16 protein-coding genes are annotated in these 17,965 nt (G+C 72.9%); 9 read left to right on the top strand and 7 right to left on the bottom strand.

The genetic code is table 11. The features are described 5' to 3' along the window. Positions 1-31 precede the first annotated feature (31 nt). The 4 genes from OHA99_RS02590 to OHA99_RS02575 all read right to left on the bottom strand — a co-directional run bounded on the left by OHA99_RS02590 (position 32) and on the right by OHA99_RS02575 (position 4,441). Complete coding sequence (locus tag OHA99_RS02590; protein ID WP_240468924.1) at positions 32-919, bottom strand: carbohydrate ABC transporter permease; 888 nt, start codon at positions 917-919, stop codon at positions 32-34. Next, entirely contained in the window at positions 909-1,871 is a 963-nt protein-coding gene (locus OHA99_RS02585) for a carbohydrate ABC transporter permease (protein ID WP_153176535.1), read from the bottom strand. The genes OHA99_RS02590 and OHA99_RS02585 overlap by 11 nt, the downstream gene beginning before the upstream one ends. Continuing rightward, a complete protein-coding gene (locus tag OHA99_RS02580; RefSeq protein ID WP_282881835.1) occupies positions 1,868-3,274 on the bottom strand; it encodes a sugar ABC transporter substrate-binding protein in 1,407 nt (468 codons plus the stop codon). Before OHA99_RS02580 ends, OHA99_RS02585 begins: the two co-directional genes overlap by 4 nt. Positions 3,275-3,349: 75 nt before the next feature. Beyond that, entirely contained in the window at positions 3,350-4,441 is a 1,092-nt protein-coding gene (locus OHA99_RS02575; protein WP_405693727.1) for a glycoside hydrolase family 172 protein, read from the bottom strand. 284 nt (positions 4,442-4,725) lie between these two features. Here OHA99_RS02575 and OHA99_RS02570 point away from each other — a divergent pair, with 284 nt between their 5' ends. From OHA99_RS02570 to OHA99_RS02555, 4 genes are all read left to right on the top strand, one after another. Continuing rightward, entirely contained in the window at positions 4,726-6,204 is a 1,479-nt protein-coding gene (locus OHA99_RS02570) for an FGGY-family carbohydrate kinase (RefSeq protein ID WP_153176532.1), read from the top strand. Between the two features lie 137 nt (positions 6,205-6,341). Then, a complete protein-coding gene (locus OHA99_RS02565; RefSeq protein WP_405693726.1) occupies positions 6,342-8,000 on the top strand; it encodes a fucose isomerase in 1,659 nt (552 codons plus the stop codon). A 9-nt stretch (positions 8,001-8,009) separates the two neighbouring features. Then, positions 8,010-9,011 carry an NADPH:quinone reductase gene (locus tag OHA99_RS02560; RefSeq protein ID WP_405693724.1) on the top strand — a complete coding sequence of 334 codons (1,002 nt, stop codon included), beginning with the start codon at positions 8,010-8,012 and terminating at the stop codon, positions 9,009-9,011. Between the two features lie 84 nt (positions 9,012-9,095). After that, positions 9,096-9,548, top strand: a complete 453-nt coding sequence (locus OHA99_RS02555; protein WP_153176529.1) for a VOC family protein — start codon at positions 9,096-9,098, stop codon at positions 9,546-9,548. Between the two features lie 28 nt (positions 9,549-9,576). On the opposite strand, the gene OHA99_RS02550 is transcribed toward OHA99_RS02555, so the two are convergent. Continuing rightward, positions 9,577-10,380: a thioesterase family protein gene (locus tag OHA99_RS02550; RefSeq protein ID WP_164381246.1), complete on the bottom strand. Its 804-nt coding sequence runs from the start codon at positions 10,378-10,380 to the stop codon at positions 9,577-9,579. 182 nt (positions 10,381-10,562) lie between these two features. Here OHA99_RS02550 and OHA99_RS02545 point away from each other — a divergent pair, with 182 nt between their 5' ends. Genes OHA99_RS02545 through OHA99_RS02535 form a run of 3 tightly spaced genes read left to right on the top strand, consistent with a single transcriptional unit; the run spans position 10,563 to position 11,562 of the window. Beyond that, positions 10,563-10,790 (top strand): DUF2945 domain-containing protein, encoded by a 228-nt coding sequence (locus OHA99_RS02545; protein WP_366471526.1) that lies wholly within the window; start codon positions 10,563-10,565, stop codon positions 10,788-10,790. A gap of 6 nt (positions 10,791-10,796) precedes the next feature. Further along, positions 10,797-11,138 carry a DUF3140 domain-containing protein gene (locus OHA99_RS02540; RefSeq protein WP_054101253.1) on the top strand — a complete coding sequence of 114 codons (342 nt, stop codon included), beginning with the start codon at positions 10,797-10,799 and terminating at the stop codon, positions 11,136-11,138. Continuing rightward, a complete protein-coding gene (locus OHA99_RS02535) occupies positions 11,131-11,562 on the top strand; it encodes a hypothetical protein (protein WP_153176526.1) in 432 nt (143 codons plus the stop codon). Before OHA99_RS02540 ends, OHA99_RS02535 begins: the two co-directional genes overlap by 8 nt. 25 nt (positions 11,563-11,587) lie before the next feature. Here the strand turns inward: OHA99_RS02535 and OHA99_RS02530 are convergent, their stop codons facing one another. Beyond that, entirely contained in the window at positions 11,588-12,964 is a 1,377-nt protein-coding gene (locus tag OHA99_RS02530; protein ID WP_153176525.1) for a deoxyribodipyrimidine photo-lyase, read from the bottom strand. A 556-nt stretch (positions 12,965-13,520) separates the two neighbouring features. Next, positions 13,521-15,083 (bottom strand): SDR family oxidoreductase, encoded by a 1,563-nt coding sequence (locus tag OHA99_RS02525; protein WP_153176524.1) that lies wholly within the window; start codon positions 15,081-15,083, stop codon positions 13,521-13,523. 105 nt (positions 15,084-15,188) lie between these two features. Here OHA99_RS02525 and OHA99_RS02520 point away from each other — a divergent pair, with 105 nt between their 5' ends. Continuing rightward, positions 15,189-15,701, top strand: a complete 513-nt coding sequence (locus tag OHA99_RS02520; RefSeq protein ID WP_405693721.1) for a MarR family winged helix-turn-helix transcriptional regulator — start codon at positions 15,189-15,191, stop codon at positions 15,699-15,701. 143 nt (positions 15,702-15,844) lie between these two features. Beyond that, entirely contained in the window at positions 15,845-17,962 is a 2,118-nt protein-coding gene (locus OHA99_RS02515) for an MMPL family transporter (protein ID WP_153176522.1), read from the top strand. Positions 17,963-17,965: the final 3 nt, after the last annotated feature.

Here is a 17,965-nt window from a genome sequence, read left to right as displayed (position 1 = left end):
CCCGGCACCGATGGAGTGTGTCCCCGTCCCGCTACTTGATGCCCGACGTCTTGATCGACTCGACGATCTGCCGCTGGAAGACGAAGAAGAGGATCAGCATGGGCAGCGCGGCCACCGTCGCCGCCGCCAGGATGTAGTTCCAGTTCGAGGTGTACTGCGTCTGGAACGAGGCGATGCCCAGCTGGACCACCGTCAGGTCCTGGTCGCTGGTGGCGACCAGCGGCCAGACGAACGCGTTCCAGTTGGCGAGGAAGAAGAAGATCGCCAGCGCGGAGAGGATCGGCCGGGACATCGGGAGCACGATGTTCCAGTAGACCCGCCAGTGGCCGCACCCGTCGATGACGGCCGCCTCCTCCAGCTCCTTGGGCAGCCCCAGGTAGAACTGGCGCAGCAGGAAGATGCCGAAGGCGTTGAAGATCGCCGGGATGATGAGGCCGGCATAGCTGTCCAGCAGGCCCAGCTCGCGGGCGACCATGAACAGCGGGATCAGCACCACGGGCGCGGTGACCAGCAGGGTCGCGAAGATCGCGCCGAAGAGCTTCTCGCGGCCCGGGAAGCGCAGCCGGGCCAGCGCGTAGGCGGCCATCGAGTGGAAGAACAGGGCCGCGATCGTGATCACCGCGGAGATGAAGAAGCTGTTCCACAGGTAGCGCGCGAACGGCACCTCCGTGAAGACGTACACGAAGTTGTCGACGGTGAAGTCCGTCGGGATCAGCTTGCCGTCGGTGACGGTCTCGCGCGTCTTGAAGGACGACGTGAGCATCCACAGGACGGGCAGGACGCTGATCACGGACAGGACGACGGCCAGCGCGGTCAGCCCGGCGCGCGGGGAGAGCGGCCGGCGCCGGCCCGTCTCGGTGCCGGACCGTCCGGGGCCGCCGGAGCCGCCGGTCCCGGTCGTCAGGGTGTCACTGGCCATCGTCGAACCTCCCGCCTCTCGTGAACTTGAAGATCACCGCGGAGACGGCGACCATGATCAGCACCAGGAACGAGCCCATGGCCGACGCGTAGCCGTACTCACCGAACCCGAAGGCCTGCTGGTAGATGTAGAAGATCGCCAGCGACGTGCCGTTGGCGGGCCCGCCGTTGGTCAGGACGAAGATCAGGTCGAGACCGCCGGTGATGGCCGCGACCGTGGACATCATCAGGACGAAGAAACTGGTCGGGCGCAGCAGCGGCCAGGTGATGGAGCGGAACTGCCGCCACGGACCGGCGCCGTCGAGCTTCGCGGCCTCGTAGTACTCCTTGGGGATCTCCTGGAGACCCGACAGGAAGATGATCATGTAGTAGCCCATCATCACCCACACCATGACCGCGATGACGCAGCCGAGGGCGAGCGAGGGGCTGCCGAGCCAGGACTCGCCGTCCAGGCCGGCCGCCCGCATGGCCCGGTTGACCGCGCCGGTCTGCTCGTCCAGCAGGAACTTCCACAGCACGCCGACCACCACGAGGCTGATGACGTACGGCAGGAAGAGCGCCGTGCGGTAGACGCCCATGCCGGGCAGCTTCTGCTTGACCAGCAGGCCGAGGCCGAGGCTCACGCAGAACAGCACGGGCACGAGGATCACCACGTACAGGCCGGTGATCTTCATGGAGTCCCAGAAGAGCGGGTCGTTCATCATCCGCTCGTAGTTGCCGAGCCCGATCCACTCGTAGCTGCCGAAGCCGCTGACCTGGAAGAAGCTCAGCGCGACGGACAGCACCATCGGGACGGCGACGAAGACCAGCAGCCCCAGGACGTCGGGGGCCAGGAAGAGCGCGGCGGCCAGCCACTCGCGGTGCCTGCGGCTGAGCCCGGGGCCTCTGGTCGAGGCCGGTGCCTGCGCCGGGGCCGCGGAGGCCCGGCGCTCCTTCGCGGCGACGCTGCTCATATCAGGCTCGCCCCCTTGTAGCTCTTGGTGTACGCGTCGATGGACCGGGTGGCCCGCTCGATCTCGCCCGCCACACCGCGGCCGGCGAGCATGGTGCCCTGGATGGCGTCGGAGATCGCCTTGTAGACCACCGGGGGATAGCGCGGTTCGGCACGGCCCCCGGGGAAGATCTCGTCCTTGAAGCGGCGCATCACCTCGGCGTCGTAGCCGCCCTTGGCGGCGCCGCGCTCCAGGGCGCTGGCGCGGGGTGCCACATCGGTCTTGGCCCGGACGCACCAGTCGACCATCCGGTCGATGGAGTCGTCCTTCATGGACCCGAGGGCCCAGACGCAGAACTCGGCCGCGACCTCGGGATTGCGGCCCTGCGCGTTGGCGCAGAAGGACCAGCCGCCCAGCGCGGTGACATAGTCGCCGCCCGGGGGAGTGGGGAGCCTGAAGACGCCGTACGGGTAGTCGGGCGCGAAGGCCTTGAAGCTGGCGACGTTCCAGATGCCCTGCTGCCACATGCCGACGTTGCCGCCCTTGAAGCCGCCGATCACGTCGCCCGCGGCGGGCACGGTGCGCGGGGCGATGCCGTGGCGCACGGCGTCCTGCCACAGCGCGAGGGCCTGGCGGGTGCCCTTGGAGTCGAAGGCGACGCCGCCGCGCTCGTCGAGGACGTCGCCGCCGCCCTGCCACATCCACGGGTACCAGGTGAAGTTCTGGTAGTAGCCCGGGTTGGTCTCGAAGACGAGCCCGGCCGTGGTGCGGGAGCCCAGCTTGTCGCCGATGTCGAGCATCTGGTCCCAGGTGGTGGGGATGTCGGCCTCGGACAGGCCGGCCTTCTCCCACAGGTCCTGGGAGTAGAACATCGCCAGCGGCTCGACCTCCATGGGGAGGGCGTAGACCTTGCCGTCGACCTTGCGGCTGTCCAGGGCGGAGCCGAAGTCCTCGACGGCCGCCTTCTCCATGTGCGGGGTGAGGTCCTCCAGGACGCCCCCGTTGTAGTACCGCAGGAAGTCGCCGGGGGAGAGCATGAAGATGTCCGGGCCCTCGCCGGTGGCGAAGGCGGACGGCAGCTTGAAGCCGTTGAGGTAGGTGGGCTGCGGCAGGTAGACGAGGTCGATCTGCTGCTTGTGGGTGGCGTTCCACTTCCCGACCATGTCGGTGAACCACTTGGACTGCGCGTTGATCGCCGGGTCGGGCGAGCGCTGGGGTCCGTAGAAGTTCCAGAACTGGAGGTTGCCCCCCTTGGCCCGGGCCGTGCCGCAACCGGTGAGCAGGGCCGGGGCCGCGACCGCCGCGCCGGTGCCCGCCACGGCGGTGAGGAAGCGGCGGCGTGAGGCGCCGGCCGGGGACGGCGCCGAAGCCGGCGCCGGGGAAGCGGGTGCCGGGTGCCCGGCTTCATTGCCGTGCTGGAGCATGCGTGCGCTCCTGTCGGAGTGGGATGGAGTCGGAGGTGGGACGCTGTGGGGGGCGTGGGGAGGGGACGTGCCCGGTCAGTCGACCTCGAGCGTGAGCAGGTCCGGAGTGGCCGGACGGGACGCGCAGGCGGGTGCGTCCAGGTAGAACAGAGAGGTGCTCGCGATGTCGTCGCCGGTGTGCCGGTAGCGGTGTGGCAACCCGTTGCCCTGACCCGGGCCGATGCCGAGGCTCTGCACGGTGACGCTCAGGTCCTCGGCGAAGCGGATCGGGTCCAGGACGTGCCAGCGGTACATCCCGAACCGCTGCTGGCTGCGGTACAGCCCGTCCGGGCGCAGGATCTGGTTCAGCCCGAGGTACGGGGTGGTGTACGCCGTGTAGCCCTGCCCGGGGACGTCGAAGTTCCAGGCGCCGCCGAAGTAGTCCTCGGTGCCGGTGCCGCAGATCGTCGGGTACTCGTCGTCGCCGTCGAGGTAGAACTTCAGCTCGCCCTCGCCCCACCAGCCGGGGCTGTTGACGCCCCACGCCAGGTACGTGCCCACGTAGCTGCCGGCGCCGGTGACGCCGTCGAGCAGGGTGTGCACCTCGCCGAACGGCACGGGGTGGCTGCGGCGCCACTGGGCGTGGAAGTAGGAGGCGTCCTCCTCGACCTCGTCCAGTTCGTAGTCCACCTGGTAGTACAGCGTGACCTTCTCGGCGGTCAGGTTCTCCAGGGTGATGCGCGCCCTGCGGCGGAAGGGCATCGGCCAGTACGCGTTGAAGCCGCCGTTGGGGTTGGCCGCGACGGGCACGGAGGAGACCTGGCTGAAGACGTTCCAGCCGTTGCAGAAGAAGTCGCCGAGCGGGACCTCGACGGCCGGGGTCTCCTCCCCCTCCCAGTACATCCGCAGCAGGGTGCCGCGCCAGGCGCCGTGCGGGTCGGTGGTGCACCACAGGTGACGGATGGTGCCGGGGCCCTCGATGTCCGCGAGCACCGCCGTCCCGCCGGCGGCGATGTCGATGCTGGGGGAGATCTTCCAGCCCGGTCCGAGGCGGCTCGCCGCCACGGCTCCGGTGCCCTCCGTGGCCCGGCCGCCGCCGGCCCTGGCGCCGGTGAAGTTCTCGGCGCTGATGGAGCGGCTCACGGCGCGCGTCCTGCGGGAGATGCCGTCGAGTCCAAAGGTCGTCATCGTGTCTTGCCCTCAAGGTGGAGTTGCGGAGCGCGCCGTGGGCCCGAGCGGGCGTCGTGGGCGCGGGGAGGACGGTACGCCGCCTTCGTGACGTCGTGCCGGTTCCTGCATCCCTGAAATCCATTTCACCGAAACGTAGAGCGGCCTCCAAGGGGTGTCAAGAGGTGAGACGTCTGTGCGTTTCCGCGCCGCGTCCACCCCCTTTGACCCGGCCTTCTGTGGACAAGTCGCGTCATGTGCGCGCTCCCTTGACGCTGAAATCGATTTCTGCAAACGTGCTCGCCATGCCTCGCAACGCAGTCATCGGTGTGGACATCGGCACCTCGAGCAGCAAGGGCGTACTCGTCGGCCTCGACGGCACCCTGATCCGCTCGGCCGTACGGGAGCACACCCCCGCCAGGCCGGGTCCCGGCCGCTTCGAGATGGACGCCGCCGTCTGGTGGGACGAGTTCACCGCCCTCGCCCGCGAACTGGCCGCCCCCGGCGACGTCACCGTGACCGCCGTCGGCGTCAGCGGCATGGGGCCGTGCGTCCTGCTGACCGACGAACACGACACGCCGCTGCGCCCCGCCATCCTCTACGGCGTGGACACCCGCTCGGTCCGCCAGATCGAGCGCATCGAGGCCGGGCTCGGCGCGGACGAGATCATCCGCCGGGGCGGATCCGCCCTCACCACCCAGGCGGCCGGGCCCAAGATCGCCTGGATCGCCGACGAGGAGCCCGAGCTGTACGCCCGGGCCCGCCGTCTCTACATGCCCAGCTCCTGGCTGGTCCGCAGACTCACCGGTGCCTACGTCCTCGACCACCACTCGGCGAGCCAGTGCACGCCGCTCTACGACACCCACGCCCGCCAGTGGTACGCCCCCTGGGCCGCCGAGGTCGCCCCCGGCATCGAACTGCCGCCGCTGCGCTGGTCCGGCGAGGCCGCGGGCACCCTCACTCCGGACGCCGCCCGGGAGACCGGCCTGCCCGCCGGCATCCCCGTCACCACCGGCACGATCGACGCCTGGGCGGAGGCCCTGAGCGTGGGCGCCCAGGGCACCGGCGACCTGATGCTGATGTACGGCACCACCATGTTCCTCGTCCACACCGTCCCCGAGCCCCTCACGAGCGAGTCCCTGTGGGGTACGGTCGGCGCCCTGCCCGGCACCCGCAACCTGGCCGGCGGCATGGCCACCTCCGGGGCGGTCACCAACTGGCTGCGGGACCTGTTCGCCGACGAGGACCACGCCGGCCTCACCCGCCGGGCGGCCGAGTCGGGGCCCGGCGCCAACGGCCTGCTGATGCTGCCGTACTTCTCCGGTGAACGCACGCCGGTCATGGACCCGGACGCCCGCGGCGTGATCGCCGGCCTGACGCTCTCCCACACCCGCGGCGACCTCTACCGGGCGGCCCTGGAGGCCACCGGCTTCGGCGTCCGGCACAACATCGAGGTGATCGAGGCGGCCGGCGGCGACATCCGCCGCGTGGTCGCCGTCGGCGGCGGCACGCAGGGCGACCTGTGGACGCAGATCGTCTCCGACATCACCGGCCGCCCGCAGGAACTGCGCACCACCACCATCGGCGCGAGCTACGGCGGTGCGCTGCTGGCCGCCGGGCTCGTCCAGGACGTCTGTGTCGACGACTGGAACCCGGTGCGCGCCACGGTGACACCACGCCCCGAACACAGCCGGCGCTACGACGACCTCTACGCCCTCTACCGGCGCCTCTACCCGGACACCTCGGACGTCGTCCACACGCTGGCGACGTTGCAGGACCGCTGACCGGCCGCCCCGCCGACCCACCCCTTCCGGGAACCGGCCGACTGCCCCGGGCCGTCGGCCGGCCGCCCGGGCGCCGGGCCCGACCCGCTCGACCCCGCCGGCCCCCGCCGGCCGCACGCACAACCTACGGAGACCGCATGCCCGCGTACACCCTGCCCGTACTCCACGAGCCGCCGGCCGCCGAGCCGGCCACCGTCTACACCGTGACCAGCGGCGATCTCCGCCCCGCCGCCAACACCACGTGCTGGCCCACCCAGGAGAAACTGGAGAAGGACCTCGCGGCCGCCGTCACCGCCCTCGGCCGGCAGGTGCGCCGCGGCCACCCGGTGGACGAGGCCAAGGGCCACGGGTTCATCGACAGCCAGCGCGCCGGCATCGAGGTCTTCAAGAACCTGCCCAAGGACGCCCCGCTGATCGTCGTCGAGGCCGTCTGGCAGTACAGCCACCACGTCCTCGCCGGGCTGCGCGGCCACCGGGGCCCGATCCTGGTCGTGGCCAACTGGAGCGGCGAGTTCCCGGGCCTGGTCGGTCTGCTGGGCCTGGCCGGCAGCCTCACCAAGGCGGGCGTCGACTACTCGGTGCTGTGGAGCCCCGACTTCACCGACGACTGGGCGCGCGAGGGCCTGCGCACCTGGCTGGAGACGGGCACCCTCACCCACGACACCGGCCACGTCCGGCCCCTGCCCCCGCTGCCGAAGGACGCCGAGACCGAACTGGGCACGGCCCTCGCCCGGCAGCTGCGCGAGGAGAAGGCGATCATCGGCGTCTTCGACGAGGGCTGCATGGGCATGTACAACGCCATCATCGACGACGAGTTCCTCAACCCCCTCGGGATCTACAAGGAACGCCTCTCGCAGAGCGCCCTGGTCGCGGAGATGGACAAGGTCTCCGACGAGGAGGCCCGGGCCGTCCGCACCTGGCTCGACGACGCCGGCATGACCTTCCACACCGGCACCGACGAGGCCACCGAACTCACCGACGCCCAGCTGCTCAGCCAGTTCAGGATGTACATCGCCGCGCTGCGCATCTCCGACGACTTCGGACTCGACGCGGTCGGCATCCAGTACCAGCAGGGCCTCAAGGACACTGTCCCGGCCAGCGACCTCGCCGAGGGCCTGCTCAACAACGTCCAGCGCCCGCCGGTGCGCAGCCGCGACGGTGCCCGCGAGCTGTACGCCGGCGCGCCGCTGCCGCACTTCAACGAGGTCGACGAGGGCGTCGCCGTCGACTCCCTGGTCACCAACCGCATCTGGACGGCGATGGGCCTCGACCCGGCCACCACGCTGCACGACATCCGCTGGGGCGAGGAGTACGACGGCCGGTTCGTCTGGGTCTTCGAGATCTCCGGCTCCGTCCCCGCCTCCCACCACGGCGGCTACGACAAGTCGTACAGCATGCGGCAGCCGCCGATGTTCTTCCCGCTCGGCGGGGGCACCCTCAGCGGTGTCTCCAAGCCCGGCGAGATCGTCTGGTCGCGCGTCTTCCTGATGGACGGCCGCCTCCACGTCGACCTCGGCCGCGCGAGCGCCGTCGAGCTGCCGGCGGAGGAGACGCGGCGCCGGCTGGACGCCACCAACCCGCAGTGGCCGATCATGCACGCGGTCCTGCACGGCGTCACCCGCGACCAGTTCATGGCCCGCCACCGCGCCAACCACCTCAACGTCGCCTACGCACCCGACGCGGCCATCGCCGACCGGGCGCTGCGCGCCAAGGCCGCCCTCTTCGCCGAGCTGGGCGTCGAGGTGCACCTGTGCGGGGACGTGGCGTTGCAGGCCGCGGTGCCGGACGGTTCGTAGCATGCACTCATGAACGGCACAGTCCCCGACATGATGCGGGCGGCGTACATCGACGCCGTCGGACCGGCCGACGCCGTCCGGTACGGAGAACTCCCCGTGCCGGCCGTGGGACCCACGGACGTGCTCGTGCGGGTGGCGGCCGTCGCCGTGAACCCCGTGGACACCTTCGTGCGGTCCGGTGCGTACGCCACACCCCTCCCGACGCCCTTCGTCGTCGGCCGCGACCTGGTGGGCGAGGTCGCCGCGACCGGGCCCGGCGCCGCCGGCTTCGGTGTCGGGCAGCGGGTGTGGTGCAACAGCCTCGGCCACGCCGGCCGGCAGGGTTCCTTCGCCCGGTACGCGACGGTCGCCGCCGAACGCCTCTACGCGGCGCCGTCCGATGTGGACACGGACCACCTCATAACGGCCGCCCACCCGGCGGCCTCCGCCTGGCTCGCCCTCTTCCGGCACGGACGGCTGCGGGCGGGGGAGACCGTGTACGTCGGGGGCGGCGCCGGGAACGTGGGCGGCGCCGCCGTGGCCCTGGCCTCCCGGGCCGGGGCCCGTGTGGTCGCCACGGCGCGTGCGGAGGACGCCGGGACGGTGCGGGAGCTGGGCGCGGCCGAGGTCCTGGACCACCACGCCCCCGACCTCGCCGAGCGCGTGCGCCGGGCCGCTCCCGACGGCTACGACGTGCACCTGGACACGTCCGGGCACGGGGTGCTCGCCGACGCCGTGGACTCGCTGGCGCCGGGCGGGCGGCTGGTCGCGATGGTGGGCCTGGGCACCGGGCCCGCCGCCCTGCCGTTGAGCCGGCTCTACACCAGGGACGCGAGCATCGTCGGCTTCGCCATCAGCAACGCCACGACCGCCGACCTCGCCGAGACGGCGCGGGGCGTCGTGGGCGTCCTCACCGGCACTCCGTGGCGCCCGCGCATCGCCGACCGGCTGCCGCTGTCGATGACGGCCGAGGCGCACCGCAGGCTGGAGGCCGGCGAGGTGCGGGGGCGTCTGGTCCTCACGCCCTCTTGATCGTCTTTCCGGCCGGCCGGGCGCGGTCCATGATGGGCAGGTCGGAGAAACCGAAACCCGTCACAAGAGCGTGGGGGTCCAGGAATGCGCCGTGAAGACCTGCCGGCACCCGAGACGGGGCTGCTGCTCACCCACTTCCTCACCGTGGCCGACGTGCCGCGCTCGCGTGCCTTCTACTCCGAGGTGCTCGGCGGCGAGGTCGTGCTCGACGAGAACCCGTGCATCGTCAGGCTCGCGAACAGCTGGCTCATCATGAACCCGGGCGGCGGACCGACGCCCGACAAACCCGACGTCACCCTGCGCCCGCCGGACGATCCCGGCACGGCGACGAGCTTCCTCAACATCCGGGTCGCCGACATCGAGCGCTGCCACCGCGAGTGGAGCGCGCTCGGCGCCGAGTTCCTCACCCCGCCGATCGACCGGAAGGCCGAACTCCGGTGCTATCTGCGCGACCCGGACGGCTACCTCATCGAGGTCGGCCAGGCCACCGGGCTGCTGGAGGGCATCCTCGCCGATCCGCCCGCGGACCGGGGCTGATCCCCTCCGGCGGGCCCAGCGGGGCGGCTCAGGGCTGCGGACGGACGGTCAGCAACTGCTGGGCGTGGCCCACGGGCCCGTCCACGTCGTGCAGCACGGTGCTGGTGATGCCCTGACCGGTGGGCCCGAAGACGACGGTGGTGTCCAGGCCGGTCCAGCGGCCCCGCGGGGCACGGTGCAGGTGCAGGGTCAGATCGACGTTCGGGAACATCCACTCCCGGGGTGACTGGCGCACCGCGATGCCGTTGGCCGTGTCGACCAGCGCGACGTAGGAGGCCAGTGGGCTCGCGCTCTCCCCGGCGACCAGATCGAGGCCGGTGGAGACCCAGGCGGTGGTGCGGCCGGGGGAGGGCGGTGCGAGCGGGCGTACGTCCAGGGAGGCGATGTAGCCGCCGGGCCACTCGGACTCCATCGGCCAGCGGGCGAGCGTGTCCGGCGCGGTGAGCCGGTCGGCGCCGCCACCGGCGACGGCGCTCGTGTCCCCGTCCGCCAGCAGCCACGCCCTGGCCCGCGCCACCGACCGGTCCGCCATCAGCACGGTCGCCTCGACCAGTTCGATGGTGCGTCCCGGACGTATCGTCTCCACCCGTATCTCGCACTCGTCGAGGGCCGGGCGGCCCAGGATGTCGAAACTGATCCGGCTCAGTGACATGTCCGCCGCGCCGGGACGGCCCGCCAGATGACGGTCGACGGCGTGCACGATCAGCCCCCCGAGCGGACTGAAGTGCTGTTCGTCCCGGCTCCACGCGCCGCCCGCGTGCGGGGTGGGCTTGTAGCGGTGCTCGTCGATCCGCTCGTAGTAGCTGTCCGGGGTCGCTGTGCTGGTGTTCAACGGGCTGCTCCTGGAACGACGGCGGTGCGAGGGCGGCGAGGGCGGGCCGGGACGGCGGCGCCGGGGCCGCGACCAGGATAGTTCGACGGCGAATCGGACCCGGGCCCGAGTGGGGCGCCCCCGGCTGGGAACCCAGACGGTCCGAGGAGACCGAGGGGGAGCGCAGGCGAAGGAGCAGCGCCATGGCGAAGGACCGCGACGACGGCGAGCGCCTGAAGAAGGGCGACAAGGTCACCTGGAGCAGCCACGGCTCCCGCACCGAGGGCGAGGTGGAGAAGAAGATCACCGAGCGCACCGAGGCCGCGGGCCGCACCGTGGACGCCTCCTCCGACGCCCCGCAGTACCAGGTCCGCAGCGACAAGTCGGGCAGGTCGGCGGTGCACAAGCCGTCCGCGCTGAAGAAGAAGTGAGGTGACATGGACGGCGACGAGCAGGACGAGACGCGGGACGCGTTCCACGAGCTGGTGAACATGACACCGGCCGAGCTGGACAAGTGGCTCGACACCGACGAGTCCCGGGACGCCGGGCACCACCAGGACGGCGGCGAGTCCGTCGGGCACGCTTCAGGCCGCCGGATCGTCGGGATCCTGCGGAAGAAGAAGGGCGACCTCACCGACGACGACTACGAGCACATGCGGAAGGTCGTCGGGTACGTCCGCCGGCACCTGGCCCAGCGTCCGTCGGGCGACGTCCGGGACACCCGGTGGCGGCACTCGCTGATGAACTGGGGCCACGACCCCCTGGAGCGCCATGGATGACGACGCCCACCGGCGTCCCGAGGGCGTGAGCGACGCGACGGTCGAGGCCCTCGGGTCGCTGTCCAAGGCGCTGGAGACGACCGAGTGCGCCCGCGGCCACCTGTTCGCCTTCCACCAGTTCACCGGCTCGGCGGACTTCGAGCTCGACCGCGCGGTCCGGCTGCTGCGCGCCGCCGGACACGAGGACTGGGCGGAACGCGTCCGCACCGAGATCCTGGGCCGCAACGTCATCCCGGGCCACTGGACGTTCCAGATCGTCGAGGCGTACGACCGGACGTACTACCAGGCGTTCCGGGAGCTGGAGCGGGACGCGGTGGCCCGCCTCGCCGGGGGCCGCGACCACCTGTACGAGGCGGAACTGAAGGAGGCCCGGCGGACCCGGGACCATCCGGACCACACGTCCCGCCCCGACAGCCCCGCCTGACCGCGGCGCGCGGCGCGTCCGGGGCTCAGTCGCGGCCCCGGGCCCGCTTGAAGCGGTCCAGACCCTCGGCGAGATCGACGATCGGGTCCGGACAGGCGCCGTACCCGGACCGCTCCTCCTTGGGCAACCGCCACGGCTCGTGCACGGAGCGGCCCTCCAGGCCGGCCAGTTCGGGCACCCAGCGCCGGACGTACGCCCCGTCGGGATCGAAGCGCCGCGCCTGGGTCGTGGGGTTGAGAACACGGTGCGGGCGGGTGTCGGTGCCGGTGCCCGCGGCCCACTGCCAGTTGAGCTGGTTGTTGGCCACGTCGCCGTCGGCGAGCAGCTCAAGGAAGTGCCGGGCGCCGACCCGCCAGTCCACGTACAGCGTCTTGGTGAGGAAGCTCGCGACGAGCAGGCGGCCGCGGTTGTGCATCCAGCCCTCGTGCCGCAGCTGGCGCATCGCGGCGTCCACGATCGGGTAGCCCGTGCGCCCCTCCTTCCACGCGGCGACGTCCGCCTCGGCCGCCGCCCCGGTGCGCCAGTGGTCGTGCCGGGTGCGGTAGTCGGCGGCCGAGGCGTGCGGGCGGGCGGCCAGCACCTGGTGGTGGAAGTCCCGCCAGGCCAGCTGCCGTACGAACGCCTCGGGGCCGGGACCGTCCTTGCCGCGGGTCCGGTGGACCAGTTCGACGGGGGAGAGGGCGCCGAAGTGCAGGTCGGGGGAGAGCCGGGACGTCGCGTCCCCTGCCAGGTCGTCGTGGTGGTCCGCGTAGCCCGTGACGCCGCCGCGCAGCCAGGCCGTCATCCGCTTCCTGGCCTCCCGCTCCCCGCCGGCCGGCAGCCCCGGGGACAGTCCCGTCAGGCCCTTGCGGCCGGGCAGCCGCTCCGAGCCGACGCCGTCCGGGACCCGGACCCGGCGCGGGGCGGCCAGCGGCTCGCGGACGGAGCGTTCGCCCCAACGCCGGAAGTACGGTGTGAAGACCGCGAAGTGGTCGGAGGAGGCCGGGGTGACGGACCCCGGGGCCAGCACGGTCGTCACGGCGTCGTGGACGTGCAGCCGGCAGCCGCGCGCCTCGAGCGCGGAGCGCAGGAGTTCCTCGCGCCGGTGCGCGTACGCGCTGACGTCGGCCGCCACGTGCACCTCGTCGGCCTCCGCCTCCCCGGCCACCGCACACACCTGTCCGACCAGGTCGCCGGAGCGCACGACGAGCCGTCCGCCCCGGTCGCGCAGGCCCGCGTCCAGGTCCCGCAGGCAGTCGGCGAGCAGGGCGAGCCGGTTGGGCGCGGCGAAGCCGGCGGCGTCCACGGCCCGGTCGCGGACGAACAGCGGCACCACGGCGGCGGAGCGGTCGAGGGCCGCACGCAGCGGCGGATGGTCGTGCAGCCGCAGATCACGGGTGAATAGGACGACCGACGTGGTCATGGCGCTCCTCGCAGCGGGTCCGGGCGACGCTACCGGACCGCGCGACGCCCTCCCCGGGGACGCGCGGGACGCCGCCACGCCGGGGAAGGGCGGGAGGCGGAGGGGACGGACGGATGCGACCGCGCGCCGCACCCTGCCGGGCGACAGGCGACCCAGGGGGCCAGGCCCGCCGCGCCCTCGCTGCCGGTCCGGAGGCCGGGAAGCAGCGGCGGTCCGGGGCGAGGCGGGGGCGGGCTGCCCGGCCGGGCGGGTTCGGCGTTGCGCCGGTCCGGCGCATCGGACGGTGTCCGAGGGGGCGTCGGCCCAGTACGGGCGCGCGGGGCGGAGCGGTGCGGCGCACACCCGGCCGGGACGCGGGCGCCCGCTCCTGGGTAGGGCGGTGGTGGTGGGCAGGTTCAGTGGCGGGGTGCCGTGACCCGGCCGGGCGGGCTGGGGAGGAGGCGGCGGTGCCGGTCGAGGCCGGGGCCGGGGCCGGGACCGCGAACGGTCACCCGGTACGGGGGTACAGGGCACCGGCCCGGGTCGACGGCAGCACGGCGCGCGGTGTGCCGGTCGCTCACGGGGCAGGGGTGCCGTGGCCCCCGTCGGAGCCGCGCGGGGCGTGTGCGGCGGCGCGGGCGATGTTGCGGGCCATGCCGCCGAACACCACGGCGTGGAAGGGCGACACGCTCCACCAGTACGCCTGGCCCGCCAGTCCGTGGGGATGGAACAGTGCCCGCTGGCGGTACCGCGTCCGCCCGGCGTCGTCGGTCTCGGCGTACATCTCCAGCCAGGCCAGCCCCGGCAGCCGCATCTCCGCGCGCAGCCGCAGCAGCCGGCCGGGGACGATCTCCTCCACCCGCCAGAAGTCCAGCGAGTCGCCGACCCGCAGCCGCGCGGCGTCCCGGCGTCCCCGGCGCAGGCCCACCCCGCCGGCCAGCCGGTCCAGCCAGCCCCGCACCGCCCAGGCCAGGGGGAAGGAGTACCAGCCGTTGTCGCCGCCGATGCCCTCGATCACCCGCCACAGCGCGTCGGGCGGCGCGTCGACCGTCAGCGCGCGGTGGTCGGTGTAGAGGCTGCCGCCGGCCCAGTCGGGGTCGGTGGGCAGCGGATCGCTGGGCGCCCCCGGCACGGAGGCGGACGACCAGCGAGTGCTGACCCGGGCCTCCCGCACCCGTTGCAGGGCGAGGCGCAGCGCCTCGTCGAAGCCCAGTGGGTATCCCGGAGGTGGCGGCACGTACCGGACGATGTCGTTCTCGCGGCACACCACCTCGTGCCGCAGCGACTCGGTGAGCGGGCGCGCGATGGCCGCCGGGACCGGTGTGACCAGCCCGACCCAGTGGCTGGACAGCCCGGGGGACAGCATCGGCACCGGCAGGATCAGCCGCCTGGGCAGCTCGGCGACCTCCGCGTAGCGGACCATCATGTCGCGGTAGGTGAGGACGTCGGGACCGCCGATGTCGAACGCCCGGGACACCTCGGCCGGCATGGTCGCGCTGCCGGCCAGGGCGCGCAGCACGTCCCGGACGGCGACCGGCTGGATCCGGGTGTGGACCCAGCTGGGCGTGACCATCACCGGCAGCCGCTCGGTGAGGTAGCGCAGCATCTCGAAGGAGGCCGACCCGGAGCCGATGACGACCGCCGCCCGCAGCACGGTCGTGGGCACGCCCGAGGCCAGCAGGATGCGGCCGACCTCGGCGCGGGAGCGCAGGTGCGGTGACAGGTCCCGTTCCGGCACCCCGGCCGGGGTCAGGCCGCCCAGATAGACGATGCGCCGCACCCCCGCCGCCTCGGCCCGCTCGGCGAAGGTGCGCGCCGCCCGCCGGTCGGTCTCCTCGAAGTCGTCGCCGCTGCCCAGCGCGTGCACCAGGTAGTAGGCGACGTCGACGCCCTTCATCGCCGCCGCCACCGAGTCGGCGTCCGTGACGTCGCCGCGCACCACCTCCGCCCTCCCCGCCCACGGATGGTCGCGCAGCTTGTGCGGGGAGCGGGCCAGGCACCGCACCCGGTGCCCGGCGTCGAGCAGTTCCGGCACGAGGCGGCCCCCGATGTACCCCGTCGCGCCGGTGACCAGGCAGCGCAGCCCCGCTCCGCCGCTCTCGTCGCTCGTCCGGTCGGGTCGTTCGCTTCCCTGGCTCATGGGGCTCCGTCGCTCGCGGGACAGTCGTCACCGTCACCCCTTCCCCCGGACCGGCCGCGGTGGACGCGTCCCGGCCCAGGTCGACCCTTTCTATACGCTGATCGCGTGGCGACAGCGAACCAGCGCGGACAGCACGCGCACGAGCGGAGGACCGGCCCCGGCCCCGGCACCGAGGCGGGCGACCTGCACGTGCTCGCCGCACAGCTGAGGCGGATGAACGGCGAGATCAACCGTCTCGTGCACGGCTTCGCCGGCAGCCACGGCCTGCACGCCACCGACGTCCAGGCGCTCGCCGCGATCCTGGACGCGCGCGAGCCCATGACCCCCGGGCGGCTGCGCGAGCACCTGGGGCTGACCTCGGGCGCGGTGACGGCGTGCGTGGACCGGCTGGAGCGCGCGGGGCACGTGCGCCGGGTCCGGGAGAGCGCCGACCGCAGGGTCGTCCACCTGCGCTACGTGCCCGAGGCCAAGGAGGCGGCCCGGCGGTACTTCCTGCCGCTGGCCGAGGCCGCCGCCGCCACCCGCTCGCGCTTCGACGACGACGAACTCGCGGTCGTGGTCCGCTTCCTGACGGCGATGAACGAGGACCTGCGGCTCGTGCGGTCCGACGAGCGCTGAGCGGCGGCCCGGCGGTACGGCGTACGGGGGAGCGACCGGGGCACACGCCGGTGTGTCACGAGGGGAAAGTAACTCAATCATTGAGATTGTTTATGATCGAGTCACTTTCCCGCCGCCCCCGCAGCCCTGGAGACCCGCCACCGATGTCCACCCCCTCCCGACGGGCCCGCTGGCTCGTCCCCGCCGTTCTGCTCCTGGTCTGGCTCGGCATCGGCGGAGCGCTCGGGCCGTACGCCGGAAAGCTCGGCGAGGTCGCCACCAACGACCGGGCCGCCTTCCTGCCCCGCAGCGCGGAGTCCACGCGGGTCATCGACGCCCAGAAGGCCTTCCAGCAGGACGAGACGCTCCCGGTGATCGTCGTGTGGACCGCCGACGGCGGCGGCTCCGTCACCGGCCACCGGGCCGGGGCCACCCGCTCCCTGGCACCGCTGGAGGGCGAGCCGGGTGTCGTCGGCCAGGCATCACCCGCGCTGCCCTCCGAGGACGGCGAGGCCCTCCAGGCCGTCGTACAGGTCGAACCGGACCTCGGCGACGCGCTGCCCGACGTCCTGGCACGGATCGGCGACGCGGCCGAACGGGTGCCCGGCACGCAGGCGCAGCTGGCCGGACCCGCCGCCTCCCAGGCGGACCTCTCCGACGCCTTCTCCGGCATCGACGGGCTGCTGCTGGGCGTCGCGCTGATCACGGTGCTGGTGATCCTGCTGCTCGTCTACCGCAGCGTCCTGCTGCCCCTCGTCATCATCCTGGGCGCCGTCTTCGCCCTGGGCCTGGCCTGCGCGATCGTCTACGCGCTGGCCGAGCACGACGTCGTACGCGTCGACGGACAGGTCCAGGGCATCCTGTCCATCCTGGTCATCGGCGCCGCCACCGACTACGCGCTGCTGCTCACCGCCCGCTTCCGCGAGGAACTGGCCCGCCACCCGGACCGCTTCACCGCCGTACGCGCCGCCCTGCGGGCCTCCTGGAGCGCCGTCGTGGCCAGCGCGGCGACCGTCGCCCTCGCCCTGCTGGCGCTGCTGCTCAGCGACCTGACCAACAACCGCGCGCTCGGACCCGTCGGCGCCATCGGCATCGTCTGCGCCGTGCTGAGCACGCTCACCTTCCTGCCCGCCGTCCTGGTCCTGCTCGGCCGGGCCGCGTACTGGCCCGCGAAGCCCGTACCGGCCGGCGACCCGGAGGCGGCCGGCGGACACCGGCTGTGGCACCGCGTCGCCGCACTGGTGGACCGGGCCCCGCGCCGCATCTGGGCGATCTCGCTGGCCGCGCTGCTCGCCTGCGCCGCCTTCGCGCCGACCCTGACCTCCAAGGGCGTGCCCCTGGACGAGATCTTCGTGAACGACACCCCGTCGGTCGCCGCGCAGCAGACCCTGGCCCGGCACTTCCCCGGCGGTTCCGGAAATCCGGCGGTGATCATCGCCGAGGCGGACCGTCTCGACCCGGTCCTCGCGGCCGCCCGCGACACCCGCGGCGTCGCCTCCGCCGCCCCGGTGACCGCCTCCGGACGTCCCGGCGGGGGTGCGCCCAAGGTGGTCGACGGACGGGTGCGGATCGACGCGACGCTCGAGGCGCCGGCCGACAGCGACGCCGCCAAGAGCGCCGTGGCCCGCCTCAGGACGGCCGTCCACGAGGTGCCCGGCGCGGACGCCCTCGTCGGCGGCTACACCGCCCAGCAGTACGACACCCAGCGCACCGCCGAGCACGACCGCACGCTCATCGTGCCCGTGGTCCTCGCCATCATCCTGGTCATCCTGATCGCCCTGCTGCGCTCACTGCTGATGCCGGTGCTGCTGGTGGCGACCGTGGCGCTGAACTTCGTGGCCACCCTGGGCGTCTCCGCGCTGGTCTTCACCCACGTCTTCGGCTTCAGCGGCACGGACGCCTCCGTCCCGCTGTACGGCTTCGTCTTCCTGGTCGCGCTCGGCGTGGACTACAACATCTTCCTCATGTCCCGGGTGCGGCAGGAGTCCCTGCACCACGGGGTGCGGGAGGGCATCCTGCGCGGTCTGACGGCCACCGGCGGCGTGATCACCTCGGCCGGGGTCGTCCTCGCCGCCACCTTCGCCGCGCTCGGGGTGATCCCGCTCGCCTTCCTGGTGCAGATCGCGTTCATCGTGGCCTTCGGCGTCCTGCTGGACACGCTGGTGGTGCGCTCGCTGCTGGTCCCGGCGCTCGCCCGCGACATCGGCGCCGTCGCCTGGTGGCCGGGGCGGCTCGGGCGCCGGACCGGCGGGGCGGACAGGGGTGGCACCCCCGTGAGGTGACGC

Origin of the sequence: Streptomyces coelicoflavus, assembly GCF_045041415.1 — a bacterium.
Taxonomy (GTDB): domain Bacteria; phylum Actinomycetota; class Actinomycetes; order Streptomycetales; family Streptomycetaceae; genus Streptomyces; species Streptomyces coelicoflavus.
This window is presented reverse-complemented; position numbering and strand designations above follow the sequence as displayed.

Coding starts and splice junctions, on each gene's coding strand:
- OHA99_RS02545 (WP_366471526.1), top strand. CDS start 10,563: ATGGCGAAGGACCGCGACGACGGCGAGCGCCTGAAGAAGGGCGACAAG.
- OHA99_RS02575 (WP_405693727.1), bottom strand. CDS start 4,441: ATGACGACCTTTGGACTCGACGGCATCTCCCGCAGGACGCGCGCCGTG.
- OHA99_RS02570 (WP_153176532.1), top strand. CDS start 4,726: ATGCCTCGCAACGCAGTCATCGGTGTGGACATCGGCACCTCGAGCAGC.
- OHA99_RS02590 (WP_240468924.1), bottom strand. CDS start 919: ATGGCCAGTGACACCCTGACGACCGGGACCGGCGGCTCCGGCGGCCCC.
- OHA99_RS02540 (WP_054101253.1), top strand. CDS start 10,797: ATGGACGGCGACGAGCAGGACGAGACGCGGGACGCGTTCCACGAGCTG.
- OHA99_RS02585 (WP_153176535.1), bottom strand. CDS start 1,871: ATGAGCAGCGTCGCCGCGAAGGAGCGCCGGGCCTCCGCGGCCCCGGCG.
- OHA99_RS02535 (WP_153176526.1), top strand. CDS start 11,131: ATGGATGACGACGCCCACCGGCGTCCCGAGGGCGTGAGCGACGCGACG.
- OHA99_RS02555 (WP_153176529.1), top strand. CDS start 9,096: ATGCGCCGTGAAGACCTGCCGGCACCCGAGACGGGGCTGCTGCTCACC.
- OHA99_RS02580 (WP_282881835.1), bottom strand. CDS start 3,274: ATGCTCCAGCACGGCAATGAAGCCGGGCACCCGGCACCCGCTTCCCCG.
- OHA99_RS02560 (WP_405693724.1), top strand. CDS start 8,010: ATGAACGGCACAGTCCCCGACATGATGCGGGCGGCGTACATCGACGCC.
- OHA99_RS02525 (WP_153176524.1), bottom strand. CDS start 15,083: ATGAGCCAGGGAAGCGAACGACCCGACCGGACGAGCGACGAGAGCGGC.
- OHA99_RS02515 (WP_153176522.1), top strand. CDS start 15,845: ATGTCCACCCCCTCCCGACGGGCCCGCTGGCTCGTCCCCGCCGTTCTG.
- OHA99_RS02530 (WP_153176525.1), bottom strand. CDS start 12,964: ATGACCACGTCGGTCGTCCTATTCACCCGTGATCTGCGGCTGCACGAC.
- OHA99_RS02565 (WP_405693726.1), top strand. CDS start 6,342: ATGCCCGCGTACACCCTGCCCGTACTCCACGAGCCGCCGGCCGCCGAG.